This window comes from Oceanobacillus damuensis (assembly GCF_001618145.1).
Taxonomy (GTDB): domain Bacteria; phylum Bacillota; class Bacilli; order Bacillales; family Amphibacillaceae; genus Oceanobacillus; species Oceanobacillus damuensis.
In genome coordinates this window covers 22,913-45,796 of the sequence record NZ_LQNF01000006.1, presented here as the reverse complement: position 1 = coordinate 45,796, position 22,884 = coordinate 22,913, and the positions used below count along the sequence as shown (strand labels likewise).

27 protein-coding genes and 1 riboswitch are annotated in these 22,884 nt (G+C 39.4%); of the genes, 5 read left to right on the top strand and 22 right to left on the bottom strand.

All coding sequences use genetic code 11. From position 1 onward, the window contains the following. Positions 1-26: 26 nt before the first annotated feature. The 8 genes from A4245_RS07445 to A4245_RS07410 form a co-directional block, all read right to left on the bottom strand. Complete coding sequence (locus A4245_RS07445; RefSeq protein ID WP_084268726.1) at positions 27-515, bottom strand: flagellar protein FlgN; 489 nt, start codon at positions 513-515, stop codon at positions 27-29. Between the two features lie 34 nt (positions 516-549). After that, positions 550-810: a flagellar biosynthesis anti-sigma factor FlgM gene (flgM, locus tag A4245_RS07440; protein WP_067727092.1), complete on the bottom strand. Its 261-nt coding sequence runs from the start codon at positions 808-810 to the stop codon at positions 550-552. Positions 811-899: 89 nt separating this feature from the next. Next, complete coding sequence (locus A4245_RS07435) at positions 900-1,325, bottom strand: TIGR03826 family flagellar region protein (RefSeq protein WP_067727091.1); 426 nt, start codon at positions 1,323-1,325, stop codon at positions 900-902. A 41-nt stretch (positions 1,326-1,366) separates the two neighbouring features. After that, positions 1,367-2,047: a ComF family protein gene (locus A4245_RS07430; protein ID WP_067727090.1), complete on the bottom strand. Its 681-nt coding sequence runs from the start codon at positions 2,045-2,047 to the stop codon at positions 1,367-1,369. After that, the gene (locus A4245_RS07425; protein WP_324609844.1) at positions 2,044-3,087 is read right to left on the bottom strand and encodes an ATP-dependent helicase ComFA; all 1,044 of its coding nucleotides are present in this window, start codon (positions 3,085-3,087) and stop codon (positions 2,044-2,046) included. Before A4245_RS07425 ends, A4245_RS07430 begins: the two co-directional genes overlap by 4 nt. 446 nt (positions 3,088-3,533) lie before the next feature. After that, positions 3,534-4,376, bottom strand: a complete 843-nt coding sequence (locus tag A4245_RS07420) for a DegV family protein (protein ID WP_067727088.1) — start codon at positions 4,374-4,376, stop codon at positions 3,534-3,536. 244 nt (positions 4,377-4,620) lie between these two features. Continuing rightward, positions 4,621-5,313, bottom strand: a complete 693-nt coding sequence (locus A4245_RS07415; protein WP_067727087.1) for a response regulator — start codon at positions 5,311-5,313, stop codon at positions 4,621-4,623. Positions 5,314-5,423: 110 nt separating this feature from the next. Beyond that, the gene (locus A4245_RS07410; protein WP_067727086.1) at positions 5,424-6,563 is read right to left on the bottom strand and encodes a sensor histidine kinase; all 1,140 of its coding nucleotides are present in this window, start codon (positions 6,561-6,563) and stop codon (positions 5,424-5,426) included. A 185-nt stretch (positions 6,564-6,748) separates the two neighbouring features. Between A4245_RS07410 and A4245_RS07405 the strand changes: the two genes are divergently transcribed. Continuing rightward, positions 6,749-7,399, top strand: a complete 651-nt coding sequence (locus A4245_RS07405) for a YigZ family protein (protein WP_067727085.1) — start codon at positions 6,749-6,751, stop codon at positions 7,397-7,399. Between the two features lie 18 nt (positions 7,400-7,417). On the opposite strand, the gene A4245_RS20340 is transcribed toward A4245_RS07405, so the two are convergent. From A4245_RS20340 to A4245_RS07370, 9 genes are all read right to left on the bottom strand, one after another. Further along, positions 7,418-7,591, bottom strand: coding sequence for a hypothetical protein (locus tag A4245_RS20340; protein ID WP_199860660.1), 174 nt, complete (start codon positions 7,589-7,591; stop codon positions 7,418-7,420). 161 nt (positions 7,592-7,752) lie between these two features. Continuing rightward, positions 7,753-8,241, bottom strand: a complete 489-nt coding sequence (locus A4245_RS07400) for a VanZ family protein (protein WP_067727084.1) — start codon at positions 8,239-8,241, stop codon at positions 7,753-7,755. Positions 8,242-8,569: 328 nt separating this feature from the next. Continuing rightward, on the bottom strand, positions 8,570-8,899 hold the full coding sequence (locus A4245_RS07395; protein ID WP_067727083.1) for a helix-turn-helix domain-containing protein: 330 nt from the start codon (positions 8,897-8,899) through the stop codon (positions 8,570-8,572). Positions 8,900-8,978: 79 nt separating this feature from the next. Further along, positions 8,979-9,098, bottom strand: coding sequence for an anti-repressor SinI family protein (locus tag A4245_RS19655; protein ID WP_157087682.1), 120 nt, complete (start codon positions 9,096-9,098; stop codon positions 8,979-8,981). A 33-nt stretch (positions 9,099-9,131) separates the two neighbouring features. Then, a riboswitch (cyclic di-GMP riboswitch) is annotated at positions 9,132-9,215 on the bottom strand. Positions 9,216-9,316: 101 nt separating this feature from the next. Beyond that, positions 9,317-9,958, bottom strand: coding sequence for a TasA family protein (locus tag A4245_RS07390; protein WP_067727082.1), 642 nt, complete (start codon positions 9,956-9,958; stop codon positions 9,317-9,319). A 31-nt stretch (positions 9,959-9,989) separates the two neighbouring features. After that, positions 9,990-10,562, bottom strand: coding sequence for a signal peptidase I SipW (gene sipW / locus A4245_RS07385; RefSeq protein ID WP_067727081.1), 573 nt, complete (start codon positions 10,560-10,562; stop codon positions 9,990-9,992). Beyond that, positions 10,559-11,407, bottom strand: coding sequence for an amyloid fiber anchoring/assembly protein TapA (gene tapA, locus A4245_RS07380; protein ID WP_067727080.1), 849 nt, complete (start codon positions 11,405-11,407; stop codon positions 10,559-10,561). Before tapA ends, sipW begins: the two co-directional genes overlap by 4 nt. A gap of 212 nt (positions 11,408-11,619) precedes the next feature. After that, complete coding sequence (locus A4245_RS07375) at positions 11,620-12,186, bottom strand: TasA family protein (RefSeq protein WP_067727079.1); 567 nt, start codon at positions 12,184-12,186, stop codon at positions 11,620-11,622. 107 nt (positions 12,187-12,293) lie between these two features. Next, on the bottom strand, positions 12,294-12,926 hold the full coding sequence (locus A4245_RS07370) for a TasA family protein (RefSeq protein ID WP_067727078.1): 633 nt from the start codon (positions 12,924-12,926) through the stop codon (positions 12,294-12,296). Positions 12,927-13,443: 517 nt separating this feature from the next. Here A4245_RS07370 and A4245_RS07365 point away from each other — a divergent pair. From A4245_RS07365 to A4245_RS07355, 3 genes are all read left to right on the top strand, one after another. After that, positions 13,444-14,049 (top strand): class D sortase, encoded by a 606-nt coding sequence (locus A4245_RS07365; protein ID WP_067727077.1) that lies wholly within the window; start codon positions 13,444-13,446, stop codon positions 14,047-14,049. Positions 14,050-14,331: 282 nt separating this feature from the next. Then, complete coding sequence (locus A4245_RS07360; protein WP_067727076.1) at positions 14,332-15,276, top strand: LCP family glycopolymer transferase; 945 nt, start codon at positions 14,332-14,334, stop codon at positions 15,274-15,276. 127 nt (positions 15,277-15,403) lie between these two features. Then, positions 15,404-17,422, top strand: a complete 2,019-nt coding sequence (locus tag A4245_RS07355) for a penicillin-binding transpeptidase domain-containing protein (RefSeq protein ID WP_067727075.1) — start codon at positions 15,404-15,406, stop codon at positions 17,420-17,422. A gap of 83 nt (positions 17,423-17,505) precedes the next feature. Here A4245_RS07355 and A4245_RS07350 read toward each other — a convergent pair whose 3' ends face one another. The 5 genes from A4245_RS07350 to A4245_RS07330 form a co-directional block, all read right to left on the bottom strand. Further along, positions 17,506-17,949 (bottom strand): IDEAL domain-containing protein, encoded by a 444-nt coding sequence (locus A4245_RS07350; RefSeq protein WP_067727074.1) that lies wholly within the window; start codon positions 17,947-17,949, stop codon positions 17,506-17,508. A 175-nt stretch (positions 17,950-18,124) separates the two neighbouring features. Next, entirely contained in the window at positions 18,125-18,484 is a 360-nt protein-coding gene (locus A4245_RS07345; protein WP_067727073.1) for a DUF779 domain-containing protein, read from the bottom strand. 100 nt (positions 18,485-18,584) lie between these two features. Next, the gene (gene adh, locus A4245_RS07340; RefSeq protein WP_067727072.1) at positions 18,585-20,105 is read right to left on the bottom strand and encodes an aldehyde dehydrogenase; all 1,521 of its coding nucleotides are present in this window, start codon (positions 20,103-20,105) and stop codon (positions 18,585-18,587) included. 347 nt (positions 20,106-20,452) lie between these two features. Next, positions 20,453-20,635: a cold-shock protein gene (locus A4245_RS07335; protein WP_067727071.1), complete on the bottom strand. Its 183-nt coding sequence runs from the start codon at positions 20,633-20,635 to the stop codon at positions 20,453-20,455. A gap of 66 nt (positions 20,636-20,701) precedes the next feature. Continuing rightward, on the bottom strand, positions 20,702-21,592 hold the full coding sequence (locus tag A4245_RS07330; protein WP_067727070.1) for a LysR family transcriptional regulator: 891 nt from the start codon (positions 21,590-21,592) through the stop codon (positions 20,702-20,704). Between the two features lie 158 nt (positions 21,593-21,750). Between A4245_RS07330 and A4245_RS07325 the strand changes: the two genes are divergently transcribed. Further along, the gene (locus tag A4245_RS07325) at positions 21,751-22,770 is read left to right on the top strand and encodes a YeiH family protein (RefSeq protein WP_067727069.1); all 1,020 of its coding nucleotides are present in this window, start codon (positions 21,751-21,753) and stop codon (positions 22,768-22,770) included. Positions 22,771-22,884: the final 114 nt, after the last annotated feature.

Here is a 22,884-nt window from a genome sequence, read left to right as displayed (position 1 = left end):
TTGCCTTGCTCCTTCTACTCGATAATCTAAGCCTTGGAATCAAAAACAGATCGGCTTGAGACGTTCGTTTCTTTATTGACTCCATAATTCATATTTTTTAAAGTAGGACTCATTAAATCCATGGACAGTTGAACAAATTGCATGGACTGACTAATGAGTACATGATTCAACTGTTCCTGCTGCTTCAGCTTTGTAATAACCTCTGTCAGTTTTATCGCGGCATTTTCAAGTCTCACTTGTTCTGATTGGTCCTGGACTTTTTGAAGAATATTGGTTATTGTCGCTTCTTCTGCCTTCGCCTTGTTCTCTTTGCACCAAGATTCCACTGCAGCCTGCCTTTTCTTTTCTGTTTGCTCGGAAATTCGGATGATTTTGCGTTCCTTTACTAATAGAGCCTGCAGGTTAGTAATTGAACCTTCTTTGACTGTACTTGTTTTTTCAGTGGAAACGGATAATAAGTCCTCATGTATTTTCACGAGCTCCTCCATTGACTGTATGATTAATTGAACGGACAATATGAAGCCCTCCTCCTATGCATTGCAAAAAAAGCTATTTCGACCAGAATTCAAGCATTTTTTGTGCGGTTTTTTCCGGATTTACGCTATATTCGCCTGAATCAACTGCTTGTTTTATCTCCTGTACATAGGCTGCGCGCTCTTCACTTACTTTTTCATTCTCCTGTAGCTGTTTTGCCTGACTAGATATTTCAATCTGGTCTTTCGATTGAATATCCTTTTTCACTTCTGTCTGTTTTTGTATTTGCTGTTTATATGGATTGAAGTTCGTATGATTTGGTCCATTAATTTTCATTTGAGCTCCACCTCTCCCTGTTCAAAATAATCTGCGGACAATTGATCTTACTTCTATTATCGGCTCGTTACACAAATAGTTTAGTGTATTTATTTCTTATGTTTTTCCATCGCATAATAGGTACTCTTGCCTGAAGCTTCTCTAATGCGCACTTCTTCCGTTATTTTTTCAGTTTCTTCAAATGCTGCCAACTCTTTTTTTAATTCTTCGGCACAGGAGATGCAAAGTTTTCCTGAAACAATATTTGCCCCGCAGTTTTCACAAGGGTAAGCAAGTTTAGGAAAATCTGCAGCATGAAGACGTTTCTCTTTCACGAATTTAGTGATCAAAGTCTCTTCCACTCCAGTTGCTTCCACAATCTCTATTAATGTTGCTTCTCTATTTTTTCTTATTCTTAAAAATTTATAGACTTTCTGAAATGCTTCTTCCTCTTTTTTATAACAGTTTGGACATATATCCCGTAAATTTTTTACAAAAACTGCTTCACAACGGGTGCAATTTGCTAATTCAGCCATTTTCGTATTCCCTCTTTCCATTAATTATAGCATAACTAGTTCTAACCACGAACCAATGTGAAAGCGTAAACCTTCTGGCATCCGTGGCTTTTCAGCATAGATGCTGCATGGCGTAAAGTTGTTCCGGTTGTATATATATCATCGACAAGAATCACCAGTTTGTTAATAGTCGTTTCCATAAAAAAGGGGTTCTCCGTATAAATTCGATCCATTCGCTTTTTCTTCGATTGCTTTTCTCCGTGTTTCCTTGATAGAATGTCAGCATTTCTTACTGGAAGATATTTCGCCAATACTGCCGCCTGGTTAAACCCTCTTTCTTTTGCCCGTTCTTCACTTAAAGGGATTGGTACTGCATACGCTTCCTTTTTGATTTTGGAAAACTTCTCTTGAAATGCATCGACCATGTATGTTTTAAAAATTTCGCCAAGGATATAATCACCGCGATATTTCCATTTGGCTATAATCTCTTGCATCAAACTGTTGTAGGGAAATATCGAATAATTGAATTCAATTGGATCAAGTTGGTCGTTACCTTTCCACCAAAGACAGTCAGCACATATCTTATCATCCGTTTGACGACTGCACTTGCTGCAGCGTGGACCTTCAAGCAACACTAATTTCTCTTCACAGCCAGCACATAAAGGCTTCGGCCTGTCCATCTGAAATAGATTTGACCACGTTATTTCAGGGATAATTTCCTTGTAGCACCAAAGGCAATTCAACGAGCGAAACCTCCCCTCTTATTCATCGATTTTATTGATTCGATTGCCTGCACCATATTCTCTGTTTTCCCATCGTGAAAAAACATCACTTCCCCGGTTGGATCATCTGGACTTCTTCCGGCTCTCCCCGCTATCTGGACAAGTGCGGCTTCATCAAATACTTCATGGCCTGCATCAAAAACTGCGACGTCTACAGATGGAAAGGTCACCCCTCTTTCAAGAATCGTTGTTGTAATCAAGACAGAAATCTTCCTTTCTCTGAAATCCTGTACTTTGTTCTCCCTGTCAGGGTCAGCGGCATGTACATATTGCAGTTTTTCCTTTGAATGTATCTGACCTTCCTGCTGCAGGATTTTAAAGACATTATCCTTCAATTTTTCTGCGAGTGATATGGTTGGTACAAATATAAGAAGTTGCCTGTCGGGATTTTGTCTGCTGTTCATCCATTTGAAAAATGGGGATGGGGGAAAATTTTTGTGGAGGTCTCTTTTTAAGCCAAAGCACATCTTTTTTCTCGGTACCGGCAGGGGTTGACCATGAAAACGGACCGGAACAAAAACATGCGGAAGTTTTTTTCGGTTGATCAAGGCCTTATGTTGCTTACGTGGGGTGGCGGTCAAATAGATTGTTGTACTCTGGTTTTTTTTGGCACGTCTGGCCGCAAAAGACAATGATTCATCTGCATGGTATGGAAAAGCATCAATTTCATCAATAATCATGACATCAAATGCAGCCTGGTAGCGAAGCAGCTGATGTGTGGTGGCAATCATTAATTGTGCGGTTCCCTGTTTATCATTACTTCCCCCATACAACGCTTGAATAGATACTTTTGTAAAAGCCCTCTGCAGCCTGGGAAGCAGTTCCTGGACAACATCAGCCCTAGGTGTCGCTATACAGATACGCTTGCCGTGTTTTAATGCATCTGTAATTCCCGGAAAAAGCATCTCCGTTTTTCCCGCTCCGCAAACAGCCCAAACAAGCAGCTCCTGTTCTATTGTTTGAATTGCAGCCACAATTCGTTCTGCAGCTTTTTGCTGCACGGATGTAAGCTCCCCCTGCCATGAGCATGGATCGTCATGTTTGGTCCATTGAGACTCAGGGCCTGTCCAGTAATAAAGCATCTCGCATTCGCTCGTTCTTCCCATTTCAATACACTTGCGGCAATACACGTGTCTGCGACTACATTTTTGGCAAGGAATTTTTGCAAATAGATGCGTTTTTTGATTTCCGCAGCGTTGACATTGAAAATTGAATTGTTTTCGAAGAATGGATTTCTTTGCTGTCAGCAATTTAGAGGATAAGAGTTGTTGAAATGCATGCGTTTCAAGTGGAATTTCTTCTCTGAGAAGGAGTTTGCCGGAGAATTGTTCAGTAAGGTCTTTAAGGGAAGGTATTGCATGATTCTGCTTCACTCACATCACTCACTTTCTAAATATACTCAAGAAATTGCCATCCATGTACAGCCTGGCAATTTCCTGAAGTCACACTACTTCACATACCATCCTATTCCAACGGCACCTTCCCCGAGATGGGTACCGATGACAGGTCCAAAATAGCTGATCGATGTTTGCATGGAGGGATATTTCCGTCCGAATTCATTCCGTAATTCGATAGCAGTTGCTTCATCATTACCATGAATAAATGCAATGCGAAGGTCTCTTCCTTTTTCAGCGTCAGCTTCAAGCATCTCCACAATTCTGCTGATTGCTTTTTTGCGCGTACGTATTTTTTCGAACGGAACAATTTTCTTATCCGAGAAGTGAAGGATAGGCTTTACTTGCAGAAGACTTCCAACCAGTGCCTGAGCACCGTTTAAACGTCCACCGCGATGTAGGTTTTCCAGATTGTCAACCATAAAGTAAGCTCTCATAGTTGCTTTCATCGCATCCAAGCGTTCCAGTATTTCTTTGGGGTTCTTCCCTTGCTTTGCCATTTCGGCAGCTTCCAAAGTATAAAATCCCTGTACCATACAGCTCATCTCAGAATCATAGGCATATACATCAATTCCTTCCACCATCTCCCCTGCAGTAACTACAGCCTGGTATGTGCCACTTATCCCACTGGATAGGTGAACAGAAATCACGGCATCATAGTCTTTTGCAAGCTCCTCCAGCTTCGTGGTTATATAACCGATAGAGGGCTGTGACGTTGTAGGCAGTTCCTTTGACGCTTTCACTTTTTCATAAAATTCTTCTGCCGTAATATCTATCTCTTCCTCATAGGATATTTCATCAAAAGTAACAGTGAGCGGAACCATATGAATCGTAAGTTTTTCTCTCTCGTCAGAGGGTATGTACGCTGTGCTATCAGTCATTACAGCAAGCTTCATTTCTATCTTCTCCTCTACCGCAAGATGAACTCTACGTCATTATATTTTACATGAAACCTATGGAAAAATCACCTAAAATTTCCCTTGCCTACTAGAGAACCTCGCGCTTGCCAGAGTTTTAGGTGAGTGTCAGTACTCGTTTGCAAATAAGAATATTTTATTTGCTCTTCAGACACGGTTATTAGCCCCAAAAAAATCCCCTGGCAGAATAAAACGCAGGAGATTTTTTATGTAATTGCGTAATTCAGATTACTTCCACCCAGCCTTTGCGGATTGCTGATACAACCGCCTGGGTGCGGTCATTGACATTCATTTTTTGCAGAATGTTGCTCACATGGTTTTTAACTGTCTTTTCGCTGATATACAGTGTTTCTGCTACTGCACGATTGCTTTTACCATCTGCAAGCAGCTGCAAAACCTGACACTCACGCTTCGTCAGCAAGTGGAGAGGCTTCCGGTATTCAATACCCTTGTCCGAAATGCTCGATGAATTTTCCTTTGCAAGTCGACGATATTCTTTTACTAGATTATGTGTTACCTTTGGATGCAAATAAGAGCCGCCTTCGCTGACAACTTTAATTGCTTCAATCAAAGAATCGGAATCCATTTCTTTAAGTAAATAACCCTGTGCGCCTGTCTTCAAAGCATGTGTCACATAGCTTTCATCATCATGAATAGAAAGGATGATTACTTTGGAGTTTGGAAAGTATCTGACTAAATCGGCAGTAGCCTGCACGCCATTTATTTCTGGCATGTTAATATCCATCAATACAACATCCGGGTTATTTTCCTTTACCAGCTTTGATGCGACCGTACCATCATCGCCCTCTGCCACCACATTGAATGATGGTTCGAATTCCAGTATCCGCTTTACACCCTCGCGAAATAATTTATGATCATCGATTAAAACAATTCGAATTTCTTTTTCTTTATTCATTTATTAAATTTCCTCCCACATACCGTTTCTTCTATTTGATCTATTACATATTATATGATGGATATACATTTTCTCTCTTTTAGGTATGATCTTTTGAAACTATTATATACTTATGGTTTGGAATATGGAACTTTTATGATAATTGTTGTTCCTTTTCCAATTGCAGACTGAATTTTAAGCTGACCTTCCAGCATTTCAACTCTTTCTCTCATACCTATCAGCCCAAATGATTTATCTCTTTTGACACTCATATCAAACCCCTTGCCATTGTCTTTTATAAGCATCGTCAGGCTGTCTCTAAGTATTTCCAGTTTCACTTGAATCAGGGTTGCTTCACTGTGTTTGATTGCATTTTGAAGCGATTCCTGCATCAGTCGGAAGAACGCTATTTCATATTTTTGATTAAGACGTTTTTCTTCTCCAAGCACACTGAACTCGATGGTTATCTTGTTGTAATCCGATATATTGTCCACATACTTTTTAATTGTGGGCACAAGTCCCAGATCATCCAATGCCATCGGTCTGAGGTCATAAATGATTCTTCTGACTTCATATAACGAAGACCGAACCATCTCTTTTACACTACGTATTTCATTTATTGCCTGTTCTGCTGTACCATCACGGATTGTTCGCTCCATAAGTTCAGAACGCAGCAATATATTCGCAAGCATTTGTGCAGGTCCATCATGGATTTCTCTTGATATTTTCCTGCGCTCATCTTCCTGGGCTTCAATAATTTTCAGCCCAAATTCCTGTTTTTCTTTCGCATTTTCAATCATTTCATTCACTTGTCTGAAATCATCTTGCAGGTAATTAAGTATTACTGAAATTTTTCCAGCTAACCCTTCGGCCCGGTTGATGGTGTGGGATAAAGTGATTAATCTTCTTTCCAGTTCATCGCGCTTTGTCCGTAGTACCCTTTCTTCCTGACGCAGCATGGCAAGGTTTGTCTGCATTAAATGTGTACTTTCATATACCTCGCGTATTTCATCTTCTGTGTAACGTTCAAAATGCTTGCTTACTTCAGCCAGGCGCTGACGTGAAAAACGAACTCTCTCTTCAAGCTGATCTCCATTTTCAATATGTCGCTGTACTTTTTCTTTCGTATCTCTAAGCTCTCTAACAAGATGCTCATGTTCCTTCCGAGCCTCTTCACTAATATTGAAAATTTCATCCTTACTGTTCTCAACGACCTCGATCATCTCATCAATGACATGGTCCAAAGCCTTTTCACTTGCTTTAACAGCCATAGTTTTCCACCAACCTATGTTATAGTTATACGTATATAGTTCTTTTTTTTATAGGGTCTTGTCCCTATATTTTGCAAAAATTAATCTAAAATCACTATTTCTATTAAATTTTATCATATGATGCAATTTATTTGTTAACATCGTGTGCTTTTAATATCATGTGCTTACAAGGTGGGAAAATCAATATGCTGAAAAACTATTTTACCGTAAAAAAAGAAGGAAACGATCAACTTATCATTCAAAAATCTAGGTTTATCGGTTATGTTAAAAGAGTGGAAACGGAAACGGAAGCCCAGGAGTTCATCCAGGAAATAAAGAAAAAACATAGTGATGCTACACATAATTGTTCTGCATATATTATAGGTGAGAATGACCAAATCCAAAAAGCAAATGATGACGGGGAGCCAAGCGGAACCGCAGGCGTACCAATATTGGAAGTTCTAAAAAAACAAAACCTGAAAGATACTGCAGTCGTTGTAACAAGATATTTTGGTGGAATCAAATTGGGTGCAGGAGGATTGATTCGTGCTTATGGGAGTACAACCTCCCAGGCCATTAAAACTACCGGCGTGGTAAAGAGACAGCTAATGCAAGGTTTTTCGATTACAGTCGATTATGGTTTGCTTGGAAAATTGGAAAATGTGCTTAGAAACTCGGAACACATTCTGGAAACAATTAATTACCTTGAAAACGTCGAGTTTATTGTATTTGTGGAAGACGAAGAAGCAAATGCATTTAAAGACTGGATTATTGACCTGACAAATGACCAGGCTGAAATGAACACAGTGCCATCGAAATATGTTGAAAGGGATGCCACCTCGGCAGAAAGCGACTAAAAAAAGAACTGTATTCAATCAGAATGCAGTTCTTTTTTTTGCCACCGAGTGCGTATATTTTTCCAGGCTTTCATTATTGGACAGTTCACTGATTAGCATTTTTATTAATTGTTCGGAGGAACGAATGTTTTGATTCTCTGTTTCTTCAATTATTCTTTGCAGCATATTTTTATACTTTTCTTGCTCTACCATTTCATTACCGCCTTTTACTAGTATTAAAGTTACTTATCACATTTTAGTTTAAAAGAACTGTAACACAAATTTGGATCGATATGTGTCGAATCTTGCAGAAAATAAAAATGTTTTGTTTTCTTTACTATATCCTTCGATAAAATATTTTACTTTTGTCGGGTTCAGGCTCCTATTTTTCGATAACGATTAAGGAGTATCATACATATAACCGCGATAAAGGCACCGAAACTGTCAAGCAGAACATCACCAGCATATGGTGTCCTATTAGGGGTAATACCCTGATGCAGTTCATCTAAAACGGCATAAATAACGGTCAGTACAAATGAAAATATGAAAATCATTCTTTCTCTGATCATTGTCGTTTTTCTGAAAGCGAAGCAGAAAAAGCAAGTCAGCAGAAAAAATACGGCAATATGGGCACCTTTTCGTATGAAAAATTCTATAAATCCATGAATACCCAACTCTTCTACACTAACAATAGACTGGTTATAAGTGAAAGAAATCCAGTCAACAAAAGGTTCCAGAAAACTGAAATCAACAATTGTGCCTAAAAAGGGTTTGATATCCTGCTCCTCATACGGAGTTGCTGAAGAATAAAAGATAATACTCATCCACCCTATTGGCAGCAGCCAAACTATAAATTTTCTCATAAAAATTTCCCAAACTTTCATTACTGAATATTAGAAAAAAACCGGCCGTGTCATTTGCAAACTAAAGCTACTATAATAGTATATCCGTTTACTGAAAAAATTCCACTCTGTTTTTTTACATCTGCTCATGCTTTCAACCCTAATGATGTTTTCATGAACCTAACAGAACTTAAAAAATACCACAGTGAAGGTCACCGTGGCAGGGAAAAATTATATACTTTCTAATTTTTTTTGGCTTTCAACATGCTTTAGTCGCACTTACAGGCTGGCAAGTTTATATACCTGCCAAAAAAACCGTTAATCTCTTCAGCCCGACGGTTAGAAATCTTTAATTATCCTGTTTCTGTCTCCATTTATTAAATTCCAGATATTCCTTGAACTGTTCTTTGGAAACTCCGGATTCCATAGCCTCCTGCACAATTTGCATCCATTCGCTGTCAAGTTCTGTTATATCTTTTGGGTCATTTTCATTAATTACATCGTTTACAGATACACCTAGGACAGCACTGATTTTTTCAATAAACTGGATCGATGGATTGGATTGGAGGTTTCGTTCAATCGAACTTAAATAAGACTTCGCTACTCCCGCTTTTTCAGCTAATTCCGAAATAGACATTCGTTTTTCCTGGCGTAATTTCTTTATTTTTTCACCGATCAAGTCCTTCACCTACTTTCACTGCGAATTATACCATATTCACAATGGAAAGTTCTATATAAAGTACGGTAATTCATGAAATTTACGCCTTTTGTCCTGAACTAGTCAGAAACTGTCTAATCTCCTCAAGCGGTATCCCCATTTTTTTAGCATCTATTATTAAAGCCACCCATTCTTCATCAACAGCCACGTTCTCCATCATTTTTTCCAAGAATTAAGTCCCCCATCTTATTATCCAGATAATCCAGCCATCCTGACATCGTGCTTTAGACCTGTGACTTTGCGTCCTTATTTTTCAATAAGTTTGCCTTTTTCTGGGGATATCAGTATTTTGTAAGACTATCATACTATACAATTCACATTAATTGTGTGACTTGTTTTGTCAGTTGGGCACTAGTTTTGGAGGTGCATATACTTCATTTATTCGGCTGTCTTTTTCCTGGTGAATAATAGTAATATTCCTCCGCTTAACATTATTACAATACCAATTAAGATAAAGCTAAATATACTTGTTGCTGTTTCTGGCAGTGGAGAACCACCACCGATTGACCCGCCTCCGCTGCTGATTACACCAGCAATATACTGCTCGTCTCTTTCGTTATTTTCACCTTCTGCTGTAAAAAATAACGAGAAGTTAGCGTCTAGCCCTTGAAAGTCATTACCGAGATGTTCCGGAAAACGAATCGTGAAATCCAGTGTTTCTTCATTGGAACTTTTCAGAATGCGAGGTGATAATGCTTGAAAATCCTTCAATGTCCCATTGAATAACACTCCCTCTGAATCTTTGATTTCCAGCAACAGTTCGTTATATAGTTTCAATGTATCACCAGAAGGCTTCGCCGAGACATCATAAGCAAAATCTAATGATCCATTATTTTGAATGACGACAGACCTTGGAGCCCAATCACCAGGTTTCATATTATCAATATTGAATAATACTTCCTCAGGTAAAATCTCAATGGTGATTTCTCCTTCGGCAGAAACAGTGGAATGCGTTGCGATACCCATATAAATAATGCTAATCCCAAACAGAAGCGATGTTACAATTCCCCTTATTTTCATGAGTCACCTTCCTCGCTTAGTGCCATGATGCTTATTTAGCATCTGCTATTTTATCTTTTTCATCAAGTTGTCTTATTGTTTTCCAAATGGTGACCCCTGAGTATGCTAACATCAGAAACCCAGGAATGATCATAAATACTATGCTTCCATTTGGAGATTGCGAAAAATTTATTAAGTAGCCGACGTAAGGGATTGTGAATCCGTTATATGATCCTACAACATTTTCTGCTATAACAGGGGTCTTATCCGCTGCATTATTATTATCCCCTTTTGTTGTATATAGAACGCCATTCTCTGTTGTGGTAACCTCTGTTATTCTATGGGTAATTAGCTTGTTGTCTTCTTCCATAAACGTGATTACATCGCCATTTGCAAAACTAGCTTTCTCTTCCTCTGTCAGTGACTTTACAGCAATGATGGATCCGGTTTGAATACCAGGTTCCATTGACCCGGAAAGCACCGTCTTCAATTGATATCCAAGCACTTCAGGATCCCCGCCTGACAGTTTGTTTGATAGTACAATAGCAGCTACCCCTATCAATAAAATCATAAGAACACTAGTAACAATTCGGTTTGCCCACTTTAAGGCCTTCCTAATTTTCATTCTTCCCCACCGTCCTGTTCATTTGTCGTATCTTCATCTTTTTGATTTGTTTGCTCTTCAACACTTGGCACATCACTTTCGACCGCTGCTTCAACTTTCTCTTCCGTTTGATTCATATCTGTCGTGTCTTCTTCCGCACTTTCTTGTTCGTCCGCCGATGACTCAGTAGATTCATTTATGTCTGTTGATTCGACTTGTTCTACGCTGTTATCTTCCTCTTTTTCTTGTATTTCTGATTCTTCTGCTTCATTTGCTTCATTAGGTACTGAACTAGAGCCCTCACTGCTCTGCTCTTCTTTAGCACTGTTTGACGAAGGACAGTTTACAATTGTCCACTTACTCCAAATAATTTTGCTGTCGGTATCACTTGCGATCTCTTTCGTTGAAAAAACATAGACGCCTGGCTTACTTGCTTCATGCGTAAGTGTAACTGTTTCTCCATTCCTAACTGAGCTAATTATCCCTTCCTCTTCATGAAGGTCTAGCTTTTCTCCATGTTTTTCCGGGTTTCCGTTTTCGATATAATACACGTCATATGAACCATTTTCCTTCATATCTCCTGGCCCATCATTTTTCAATTCTGCAGCAATAATTACAGGTTCGCAGGCTTTTATGTTTTTATTCCCTTTGGTTACAAAACGCAAGGTGCTGTTCTCTTCAGGACTTTCCCATTTACCAACTGACACCATACCGGATGTTTCCTGATACGCAGTAAAATATGCTGCAGTATCTGTTGCTAAATAACCACTCGAAAAAAGTAAAATATACCAAACGAATGAAGCTTTTAATAGCAATAAAAACAATTGATTCTTTTGTTTGAATTTATTTAAACGGCTGCTTCTCAAGCATATCTCCGCCTTTCTGAATGTCTGCATTTTTATACTTATTCAAAAGTAAAGAACTACTTGTTATATGCTTTTGAATAGATATAAATTACAGAGGGAGTAGGAGTATGTACACTCTCCCTCTGCTCCAGGTTACTTCCAGGATATTGATCATCCTTTTCATCAATTTTGATACCTGTAGAGGCACGGAAGTTTTAAACAAGCATTATAATTTATTGAAGATTCTCTTTTCCATCTCCTTGAATTGCTTCAAATTCCCATTTCAATTTTAAGGAATCCTCTTGAAAATGATTCTGATTCTTATCATTATCCTCAAAACTAAACCGAACCGAGAACGTCCTTGGGTTACTTTCCGCCTCAAAATTTTCTAGAATCTTGGTCGGGTCATCCGTTAATTCGGAAAGTCGCTTTTTGAACAACACATTCTCTTCACCATTCTCATAATGTACAAACTCCACAAATATATGATTACCTAGATCATCACCGCCATTATTCAGACCCTCATCAATAACTTCATAGGACGAGTATAAATTCACTTCCTTCATGTCAACTGTTCCATCATTTGTAAGTTCAAATTCTCCATTGACCGTATCTCCTGGCACAAGATTTGTAATTTCAATAATCGTTTCCTTGTTTAGCCCCAAGTCCAACAGTCCAGCTGCAAAGGTACTTCCTGCCTCCTCTGTATCACTAAAGTAGGCAAAAGTGCCACCCGTTACTAAGCTGATTCCTAATGCAGCAGTGATGAAGCTGATGATTAAACTCCTTTTAATGCTCAATGAAATTCCCTCCCAAGGTTTTACTAGTTAAACTAGATTACATTTATGATTATGGTATTTTTTATGATGCTTATGTAGGAGGAGGGACGTTCTCCTCCGCTCTTAAATTATCTATGTTCGCCTTCTGTTTGATGAGCATCGAATGTCCATTGAAGCTCTAATGAATCACCCTGGAATTCATTTTGATCTTCACCATTATCATTAAATTCGAATGCTACGTACATCTGGTCACTGGTACCTGCTGGCAGGCCGCTATCTTCACCATTCAATCCTAAACAATAAGCCCAGAAACTTTGAACACTTTCAACCGCGTCTGGAGTCATATGTTGAAGATCATATAAAGTTGTTTGAGAAATTACATCATTATGATCTCCAATACGCCAACCATCCCCAGTTTTGTCTGCATTTTCAAGGAATAGAACTTTAATATGCTTACCAAAGTCATCCCCATTGTCATTATTTACATCAATTACTTCATATACAGTTGATAAATCGATCGTAGAAATATCTAAGCTACCTTCATTTTCCAATACAAACTCACGAATCATAACATCTCCAGGCTTTAAGTTATCAATATCAATAATTGTTGTTGGATCAACTGCTAAATCCAGTGTTCCAGCAGCAAACGTGTTATTCGTTTCCTCTGTATCACTAAAATAAGCAAACGTTCCTCCACCGATTAATCCCAATCCCAATACTGCTGTTGCTACACCCATACCTAATTTTTTCTTAAGACTCATCTTCAAATTCCTCCAATTGATTTATAATTTTTTAGTAATGCACGAAACTTCTTTTGCTTTTGATCTTCGCTGTTTGGAAATGCTGGTGTGTGTTTCTCTGTACTGTTGACATTTATTCCAGTACAATAGAAGTAGATTGTTAACGAACTAGACTTGCCACAGCGATGGTCCTCCTTTCTTATGTATCTCACTCATAATGTTTCGTTCTTTATAAACATGATTATTGTTTGTTATAACGAACGATTAATTGAAGTATAGGTTATTTTTCCTAGAATGAAAAACCTCAAAAACAGCCATTTTTATGTTATTAAGAACAACACTCTTGATAATACTCCTATTTACTTTGATTTACTTATATTTTCAATTATTTTAACGATTTAATAAACTTTATAAAGAACGACAAATCCCTTTAATCATGCACTTTCTGAAAATATATAGACTTTTCTTGATTATCCCTTTCCACTTTTAATTTTTTTTAATATACTAATCCTTATTAAGAACATGAGGAGCATGTCCTATGAAAAGCTTATCTTTTTTGCTAATTACTGTTGGATTGGCGATATTGGCTTATGGTGGATTTCAATGGTATGAAACAGAAAATGCACAGAAAGAAACCATGGCTGAGGCGCAGTCTTTACTAAATGATAAGACTCCCGGAACGAGCGAAATCGATTCAGTTATACAAGAGCCGCCAGAGGATTTCATTCCCGAAACCGGCGAGACAGTCGGCCTGCTGCATATCCCTAAACTGGAATCCGACCTCCCCATTGTGGAAGGTACACACGAAGATGAGCTGGCAAAAGGGGTTGGGCACTACGCAGGTACTGCATATCCATTGCAAAACGAACAAATCGTATTGTCGGGTCATCGTGACACCGTCTTTCGCAGGATGGGAGAACTGGAAATCGGAGACATTTTAACGATTCAATTACCGTATGGTGACTTTTCCTATGAAATTACCAAAACTCAGATTGTCGATGCAGATGACCGTACGATTATTGTTCCACATGATGAAGAAGTACTTACACTTACAACATGCTATCCTTTTTCTTTCATTGGCAATGCACCTGACCGTTATATAATTACAGCAATGCCCGTTTTTGATAAAGAAGATAAATTGTAATCAGCTGTCTTTACTACTATAATATTTAACAAGGTTTTAATCTGTGGGGGTGAAAAATAATTAATTTTTCACCCCGTTTATATTTGCATTGTGATTAAGGCAACATACACGCAACATCGGTAAAAAACCAAATTATCATTACTAATTTCTGTAATTTTCATAGACTATATTTGCTAATTAATATATAATTTACCCAAGATTCGATAATTTTTTACAAGATTTATGGTTAATTAGTCTTATAATCCATCATTGGATAGATATTAATTACAGAGGAGAATACGAGTGTTATCAAGAACTGAGAAGAGACAAAATAAGAAAAAACGTAAATGGCCCTATTGGGTTGGCGGGATATTTCTTGTACTGATTTTACTTATTGGTGGTTTTGCTTTTTACATGTGGAATGAGGTTGGAGCTACTATTGAAACCATGCATAATCCACTGGCAAGGGATGATGACCCGGAAAGACAAAAAGAAATTCAGCAACGATTCCAGGAAACAGATTCCATTAATGTGCTGCTGCTTGGAGTGGATGAACGTTCTGGAGACAGAGGACGTTCCGATACGATGATCCTTCTGTCTGTTAACCCGGATACAGAGTCGATGATCATGCTGAGTATTCCAAGAGATACTTATGTGGATATCCCTGGACGCGGTAAGGATAAGATCAATCATGCCTATGCATTCGGTGGAACAGACTTGTCGGTGCAGACGGTGGAGGAAAACTTTAACCTCCCAATTCATTCATACGCACGAGTCAATATGGAAGGGTTTAAACAGGGCATCGATGCTTTAGGTGGGGTTACTGTCAACAACAGCTTAGCTTTCTCCAGTGATGGACATTCATTCCCTGAAGGACAAATAAATCTAAATGGCGAACAAGCTCTGAGTTATATCCGTATGCGCTATGAGGATCCACGTGGGGACATGGGGCGAAATGATCGTCAACGGAAGGTTATTACGGCTGCTATGAATGAAGCTGCAAGTTTTTCAAGCATTACAAAATTTGGTGAAATATTAGATATTCTAGGAGGCAATGTTCAGACCGATTTGGATATGAAAAAAATGCAAACACTGTTCACCGACTATGCTGGAGCACGTAAAAATGTTACTACCATGGAGATTAATGGTTCAGGCCAGACAATTAACGGTGTATGGTATTATATAGTCGATGATTCTGAGTTCAATCGAATTACGAGCGAAATTACAGACCATATGGAAGCAAATTAAGTATATAAAAGAAAAGTCACCTGTGAATTATGAGACAGCGTGGCTTTTCTTCTTATGTACAAAATGTAAAGTATTTGTAATAGATAATGATATACTTTACATAGAATAAAAATTGGGGGTATTTTTTATGAAGCGAATCGTATTGTTACTTGTTATTCCATTTATACTTGCTGCATGTTCCAATGACGAGCAAGCGACACCTAACGAACGATTTAACGAGTATGTGACCCACTGGAGTGAACAGGATTACGAAAATATGTACGGGATGTTCTCTGAAACTGCAACAGAGTCCTACCCACAAGACCAATCAACTCAGCGAACAGAGAAAATTTATGAGGATCTGAACGTATCTGATCTGCAAATAGAATTTGAAGAATTGAATGAAGAGGAAACTGAATCCGCCATGGAAGAAGGAACAGCAGTCATTCCTTTCTCCGTTACGATGGATTCAATGGCAGGGAATATTTCTTATGATTATGAGGCTACACTGGTTCAGCAGGTGGAAGATCCTGAAGAGGAAAATCTGAACTGGTATGTCGAATGGGACCCAGGATTTATTTTCCCTGATCTGAAAGATGGTGGAGAAATCAGTATTCAGACTACTACACCAAAACGCGGAGAAATTCTTGATCGAAATCAAATGCCACTCGCAATAAATGACAAATTATATGAAATTGGCGTCGTTCCCGGGAATTTGGGCCCTGATCCAGATCAGGCAAAACAACAAATTGCTGAATTGCTCGGCATCAGCGTAGAGTCCATTGATTCTTCTCTCAATGCGGGCTGGGTGCAGGATAATCTTTATGTCCCACTAAAAAATATTCTTCCAGATGAAGAACTTTTTGCAGATCTGATGGCCATCGATGGGGTTGACCACCGAGAAATTACAGGCCGTGTCTACCCAGCTGGTGAGGCAGCCGCCCATTTGGTTGGTTATATCCGCAATATCAACGCGGAGGATATGGAAGGTGTCGATCCGGATGAGTATGGACCGAACGATAAAATTGGCTCACGTGGCCTTGAGGCGCATTATGAACAACAGCTGAAAGGAAAAAGAGGAGTCAAAATTGTTATTAACAAAGAAGGACAGGATGAGATTTTGCTTGCCGAAACGCCTGTAGAGGACGGTGAAAACATAACCGTAACCATTGATGTGAATGTTCAGGAAAAACTTTTCAGCTCCTATGGCGAAGATGCTGGTACAGCTGCCGCAGTTGATCCAAAAACTGGAGAAACACTAGCATTAGTCAGCAGTCCTTCGTTTGTCCCTAATGAAATTCTATACGGTACTTCCGGAAATTATTGGGAGCAACTTGATAATGATGAGCAAAATCCATTGATTAACCGCTTTGCATCAACTTATGCACCTGGGTCTGTAATCAAACCTGTTACTGGTGCAATCGGATTGGCCAACGGAAGTATTGAGCTTGGTGAAGGAATGGAAATAGAAGGATACACATGGAGCAATGGTGAAGGCTGGGGCAATTATGAGGTCACAAGGGTCTCAACATCGAATGGTCCGGTTGACCTGGAGGATGCACTCATTCGTTCCGATAACATTTTCTTCGCCAGAAAAGCAGTTGAAATGGGAGCTGATGCGCTTGTCAACGGTATGCAGGATTTTGGCGTTGGTGAGGAGCTGCCATATGAATATCCAATCACGATGTCTACCATTTCATCAAGCGGAAACCTTGACGATGAAGTATTGCTGGCAAACACCAGTTACGGTCAGGGTGAGCTGGAAATGAGCGCTTTACATCTTGCAGCAACGTATACGACGTTCCTGAATGAAGGAAATATGTTAAAGCCAACCTTACTGGCAAGTGAAGAGACTTCCCAAGTATGGAAAGAAGAGTTAATCTCAGCTGAGCATGCTGCTGCGATTCAGGATATATTAAGAAAAGTGGTAACGGAGGGTACGGCCAGAGATGCACAGAAAGCTGATTTTCCTATTTCAGGTAAGACTGGAACTGCCGAATTAAAGCTGACAAACGATGATGAATCCGGGGCTGAAAACGGTTGGTTCGTCGGATATCCGACTGACGACAAGAATATTATCATTGCCCTGATGGTAGAGCAAATACAGGACAAAGAAAAAGCACTTGCAACGAAAAAAGTAACCGACGTTTTAACCCAAATTAAATAAATTCGGAAAACTTAGCGTGCACCAAGCCTTTTGGGCGATTGCCAAAAAAATCTACTCCTGTTCATCTGGAGTAGATTTTTTGCTTATAATAATTTCGTTAACGAATAGAACATCTCTTCATCACGGGAATCAAGCGTCATATCTATAAGTCTTTTTATATTATCTCTTTCCAGCTCATCAATGAAAAGATGAATAGCTTTTTCCTGGTCTGTTTTACGCAAACTTGCTTCCGTGTGGTAATACGATTCAGCGATAGAATGCAGCTGGTTAAGAAAATCAGGGATGGAGATGAGTTTGGACATTGAGACGTTGACGATGTCCTTACCGTTTTGAAAGGCGAAGACTGCTTCGGTATTTTCTACCATCTGCGTTCTTCGATTAATCCGGATTTCATTGGATTCTACTGGAATGAATTGATAAACCTTCTTATTGATCACGACTGAAAAATATTGATATGCAAGTATGATTCGGACATATTTTTCTTCTGTCTTAACATAATACGGTTTAAGCATTTTGACAGTTACCATCTATTCCACCTCCCGATTTAATCTTGCGTCTCGCCAATCTTAATTTTCAGTTAATTAATTTTACATGAATTTTCTGTTAATTACAAGAGGAAAGTTATTCATTTTATCCCCTTGTTAAGCTGTGGGTAAGAAAATCGCCAAATCTCCTGTTTGTAAAGAAGATTTAGCGACAGACTTATTTTTCGGCCAATTCTTTATTCTCTTCTTCCGTGAACAAACGGGACCTTGATAAGAAACGTTTTCCTTCTGGTCCTTCGAGTGAAAACATACCACCTCTTCCATTAACCGCATCGATAATAAGCTGTGTATGTTTCCAATATTCATATTGGTCTTTGGATATATAAAAAGGTGTTTCCCCTATTTCCCCCAACAATATATCAGATTCGCCCGTACGAAATTCACCAAGTGGATAGCACATTGGTGAACTGCCATCACAACAGCCACCTGATTGGTGAAACATAAGTGGCCCATGAATTTCTTTTAATCGTTCAATAAGGTGTAAAGCTTCTTCGGTGGCAATTACGCGATCGACCATTTTTCTACACCCTCTCTAATGATTTCTTGGCATGGGGGCAGCCTTTAGGCGGATACTATCAACAATTGGGCAGATAAAAAATTGTATACTCCTCGTTTGCCTAGAATAGTCCTGCAGCACCTTCACTATAGCTAATCAGCAAATTCTTCGTTTGCTGGTAATGGCTTAGCATCATAAGATGGTTTTCACGGCCAATTCCGGATTTTTTATATCCACCAAACGCTGCATGGGCAGGATACTGGTGATAGCAATTCGTCCAGACACGCCCCGCTTCAATTCCACGACCGAAACGGTAGGCAGTATTGATGTTTCTTGTCCATATTCCCGCTCCTAAACCGTAAAGTGTATCGTTGGCGATTTCCATCGCTTCCTCTTTATCTTTGAACGTTGTAACAGAAAGCACAGGACCAAAAATTTCTTCCTGGAAAATACGCATTTTGTTATTCCCTTTAAAAATAGTCGGTTCCACATAATAACCAGCTTCAAGTTCACCATCCAGCTTATTGACATTTCCGCCTACAAGGACTTCTGCTCCTTCTTCCTTGCCGATGTCCAGATAGGATTTGATCTTTTCCATCTGTTCCTCGGAAGCTTGAGCCCCCATCATTGTATCTGTATCAAGCGGATGTCCGATTTTAATTTGATTTACCCTTTCAATCGCTTTTTCCATGAACTTGTCATATATTGACTCATGAACAAGGGCACGTGATGGACAGGTACAGACCTCTCCCTGATTTAGGGCAAACATAACCATTCCTTCAATCGCTTTCTCAAGGAAACCGTCATCATCATCCATGACATCTTCAAAGAAAATATTTGGTGATTTTCCACCCAGTTCCAGCGTAACCGGAATAATATTTTCCGATGCATATTGCATGATCAGACGGCCTGTAGTCGTTTCCCCTGTGAAAGCAATTTTTGATATACGGCTGTTCGATGCCAGTGGCTTTCCAGCTTCCACCCCAAATCCGTTTACAATATTAATGACACCAGGCGGAAGAAGATCTCTTATCACATCCATGAGTACATGAATGGATGCAGGTGTCTGTTCAGCAGGCTTTAAGACGACACAGTTTCCTGCCGCCAATGCCGGGGCCAATTTCCATGTTGCCATTAGTATCGGAAAATTCCATGGAATAATTTGCCCCACTACCCCAAGCGGTTCATGAAAATGGTAGGCCACAGTATCATTATCAATTTGACTGATGCCACCTTCCTGAGCTCTAATCGCACCAGCAAAATAGCGAAAATGGTCAACAGCCAACGGCAGATCTGCTGCCAATGTTTCCCTGACTGCTTTTCCATTATCCCATGTTTCCGCCACAGCGAGCATTTCCAGGTTTTCTTCAATACGATCAGCAATCTTATTTAAAATATTTGACCTTTCAGCAACCGATGTTTTCCCCCAGCTGTCTTTTGCCGAATGTGCAGCATCAATAGCAATTTCAACGTCTTCCTTACTTGACCTGGCCACTTCACAGAAGACCTTCCCTGTAACAGGGCTGATGTTTTCAAAGTATTTGCCTTGGACGGGAGGATGGTATTCTCCTCCGATAAAGTTGTCATACTTTTCCTTGAAACTTACTAGAGAACCTTCCGTGTTTGGACTTTCATACCTCATTCGTGAATTCCTCCTCACTATTGTAAGCGATTACAATTATTGTAGGATGAAAATCATGATGTAGTCTCTCTGTCTAGATTATAACAGAATATGATTAACTATTCCAATAATTATTAATAAACTAGACGTGGATGGAATGAAAAATCCGATCGTTTCTGGACCACCGACAGAAATCCAACCAGGAGTTCTAATAAGTTAAAAATGCAAAAAAACCTGATCAGGCTGTTCAGGGTTTTTTCAAAGCTGAAGCCATAAGAAAAAAACGTTGGATAACCAACGTTTCATTGTAAAGAAAATGGTACTATAATTTCGATTAATTTACTTCAGCTTTTTAGAGATACTATTTCCTACTTCATCTCCGGAATAACTCTTACTTCCTGTTCCATTGTTGAATTGCATAACGGACATGCAGGCTCTTCATTGAAACTGTATGACTCCCTCATCCAGCCCTGACAATCATCGCTAGTGCATGACCATACTTTCGTTTCCACTTCAGGAACCGGTTCCTTAGGTCCTCGAGAAAATGACATAATAGCATCCCCTTTCTTCTACTCTTCTTATTATACTCCTTTTTCAGCAACAATGTAAGGGCATGCTTATGAACTGTTGTTGATTTTGGACATAACAAGGTTTTCAAATACTTGCAACGCCTTCGGTTGGAACTCGTAGTGATTTTTGATTATGGAAAATTTTCGCTGAATTGGTGTGTCGTCAACAAGAAGTTTTTGTATCCTCTTCAGTTGCGATTCTTTCGCAAATGTTAACTTGGAAAGCAAACTAATGCCGAGGCCAGCTTCTACTCCCTCTTTGATTGTTTGGGTACTGCCAAAGGTAAGAATTCTTTTAGGAGTAAGATCATGCTTTTGGAAAAATTCCTCGACAACTTTACGCGTACCGGAACCTTCCTCACGGATAATCCATGTTTCATTCTTCAAATCCTCTATCGAAATTTGTTCCTCTAGTGTATAGGATGTTCGATTTCCTGCTATAATATACATCTCATCTGTCGCAAATTGTTCCACGGAAATCTGTTGATGGGAATAATTCCCCTCTATGAGCCCGATGTCGATTTCATGATGTAAAAGTTTTGTACCGATTTCCTCTGTATTGCCAATAGAAACTTCTGGCAGGATGCGAGGATATGTTTCCTGTAACCTGGCCAATAGCTCGGGAAGTACATATTCCCCGATTGTATAGCTTGCTCCTATTTTCAGCTCACCTCTTGGTTCATTTTTTAAATCTGAGACAAGGACCTGCATTTTCTCATAGTTTCGTAAAATCTCCAATGTATGCTGATAGACAATCTCCCCTGCTTTATTCAATTCGACGAACTTATTGGTCCTCTCCAGCAGACGAGTGCCAAGCTCTTTTTCCAGTGCTGCAATATACTGACTGACTGCCGGCTGTGACATATGCAATTCCTTAGCTGCTCTGGAAAAACTCTTACGCGCAGCTACTTCTTTAAATACAATAAGATGCTGATCCATTAAATAATCCCTCCTGATCCATTGGTGCCTGTCACTCCCCGAATTTTGTCGAACCACTTTATAAGTATATCTTATCATAAGTATTACAATAATTTATTTTTCTTATGCTAAAACTGAATTTATACTTAATACTACAAGACAGAAAGAGGTGGAGACCGATGAATACATTAACGAAGGGATCCGGTCATTGGAAAAAGCTTTTATTGGGGATTGGCTTTACTTTTATTTTTGCCTTGCTTGGGTATTTGCTTTCACTAGTACCGGGGTTCGATAGAGTCGGGCCGCTTGCAAGTGCTATTCTATTGGCAATCATTTATCGCCAAGTTTTCGGCTATCCAGAGTTTTTCCGCAAAGGAATAGAATTTTCATCCAAATATTTATTACGGTTTGCAATTATTTTATACGGTTTGAAATTGAATATGGATGTGATTTTTCAAGATGGCCTTGGCTTACTTGTCAAAGGCTCCGTAACAATCGTATTTGCCATTTTGGTAACGGTATATTTGGCAAAGTTATTTAAAGCCAACTCACAGATTGCTTTACTGCTAGGTGTAGGCACAGGGGTTTGTGGTGCAGCGGCAATAGCAGCCGTAGCTCCGATCGTTAAAGCAAAGGACGATGACACAGCGATCAGTGTTGGCATCATTGCATTGGTCGGCACGATATTCTCTATTATTTATGCATTGTTATTGCCACTGCTGCCGATATCAGATGTACAATACGGTGTTTGGTCTGGCCTTAGTCTGCATGAATTGGCCCATGTTGCACTTGCTGCAGAACCGGCAGGGGAAGAAGCGCTGGCAATGGCGTTATTAGCCAAGCTAGGTCGGGTTTTCCTGCTCGTACCATTATGCTTTATATTGATTTTTTGGGTAAAAAACAGAAAGTCAACAAATGGAACAGATCAGACGAAAGTGAAGTTTCCAATGTTTTTACTTGGATTTATTGCGATGAGTCTATTCGGCAGCTATATATTGGGGAATATGATTCCAGTAGCGGAAGGCGTCATGGACCTGATCAGTTTTGCCACTACATTCATACTGACTTCCGCAATGGTAGGGCTAGGTTTGAATGTGAGCTTGAAGGATGTTAAAAATAAGGCATTGCGGCCGCTGATTGCAATGCTGATTGCTTCGATATTGGTGTCTGGACTCATGTTCTGGGTGGCAGGTATATAATTTTGACTTGTAAAATGGAAGAACCGGTGTAATAGCCGGTTCTTTTGTATACCTATGAGAATTGCTATACCGCCGATCGGTTGTCACCCGAGAATACCAATCGACAATTTACGA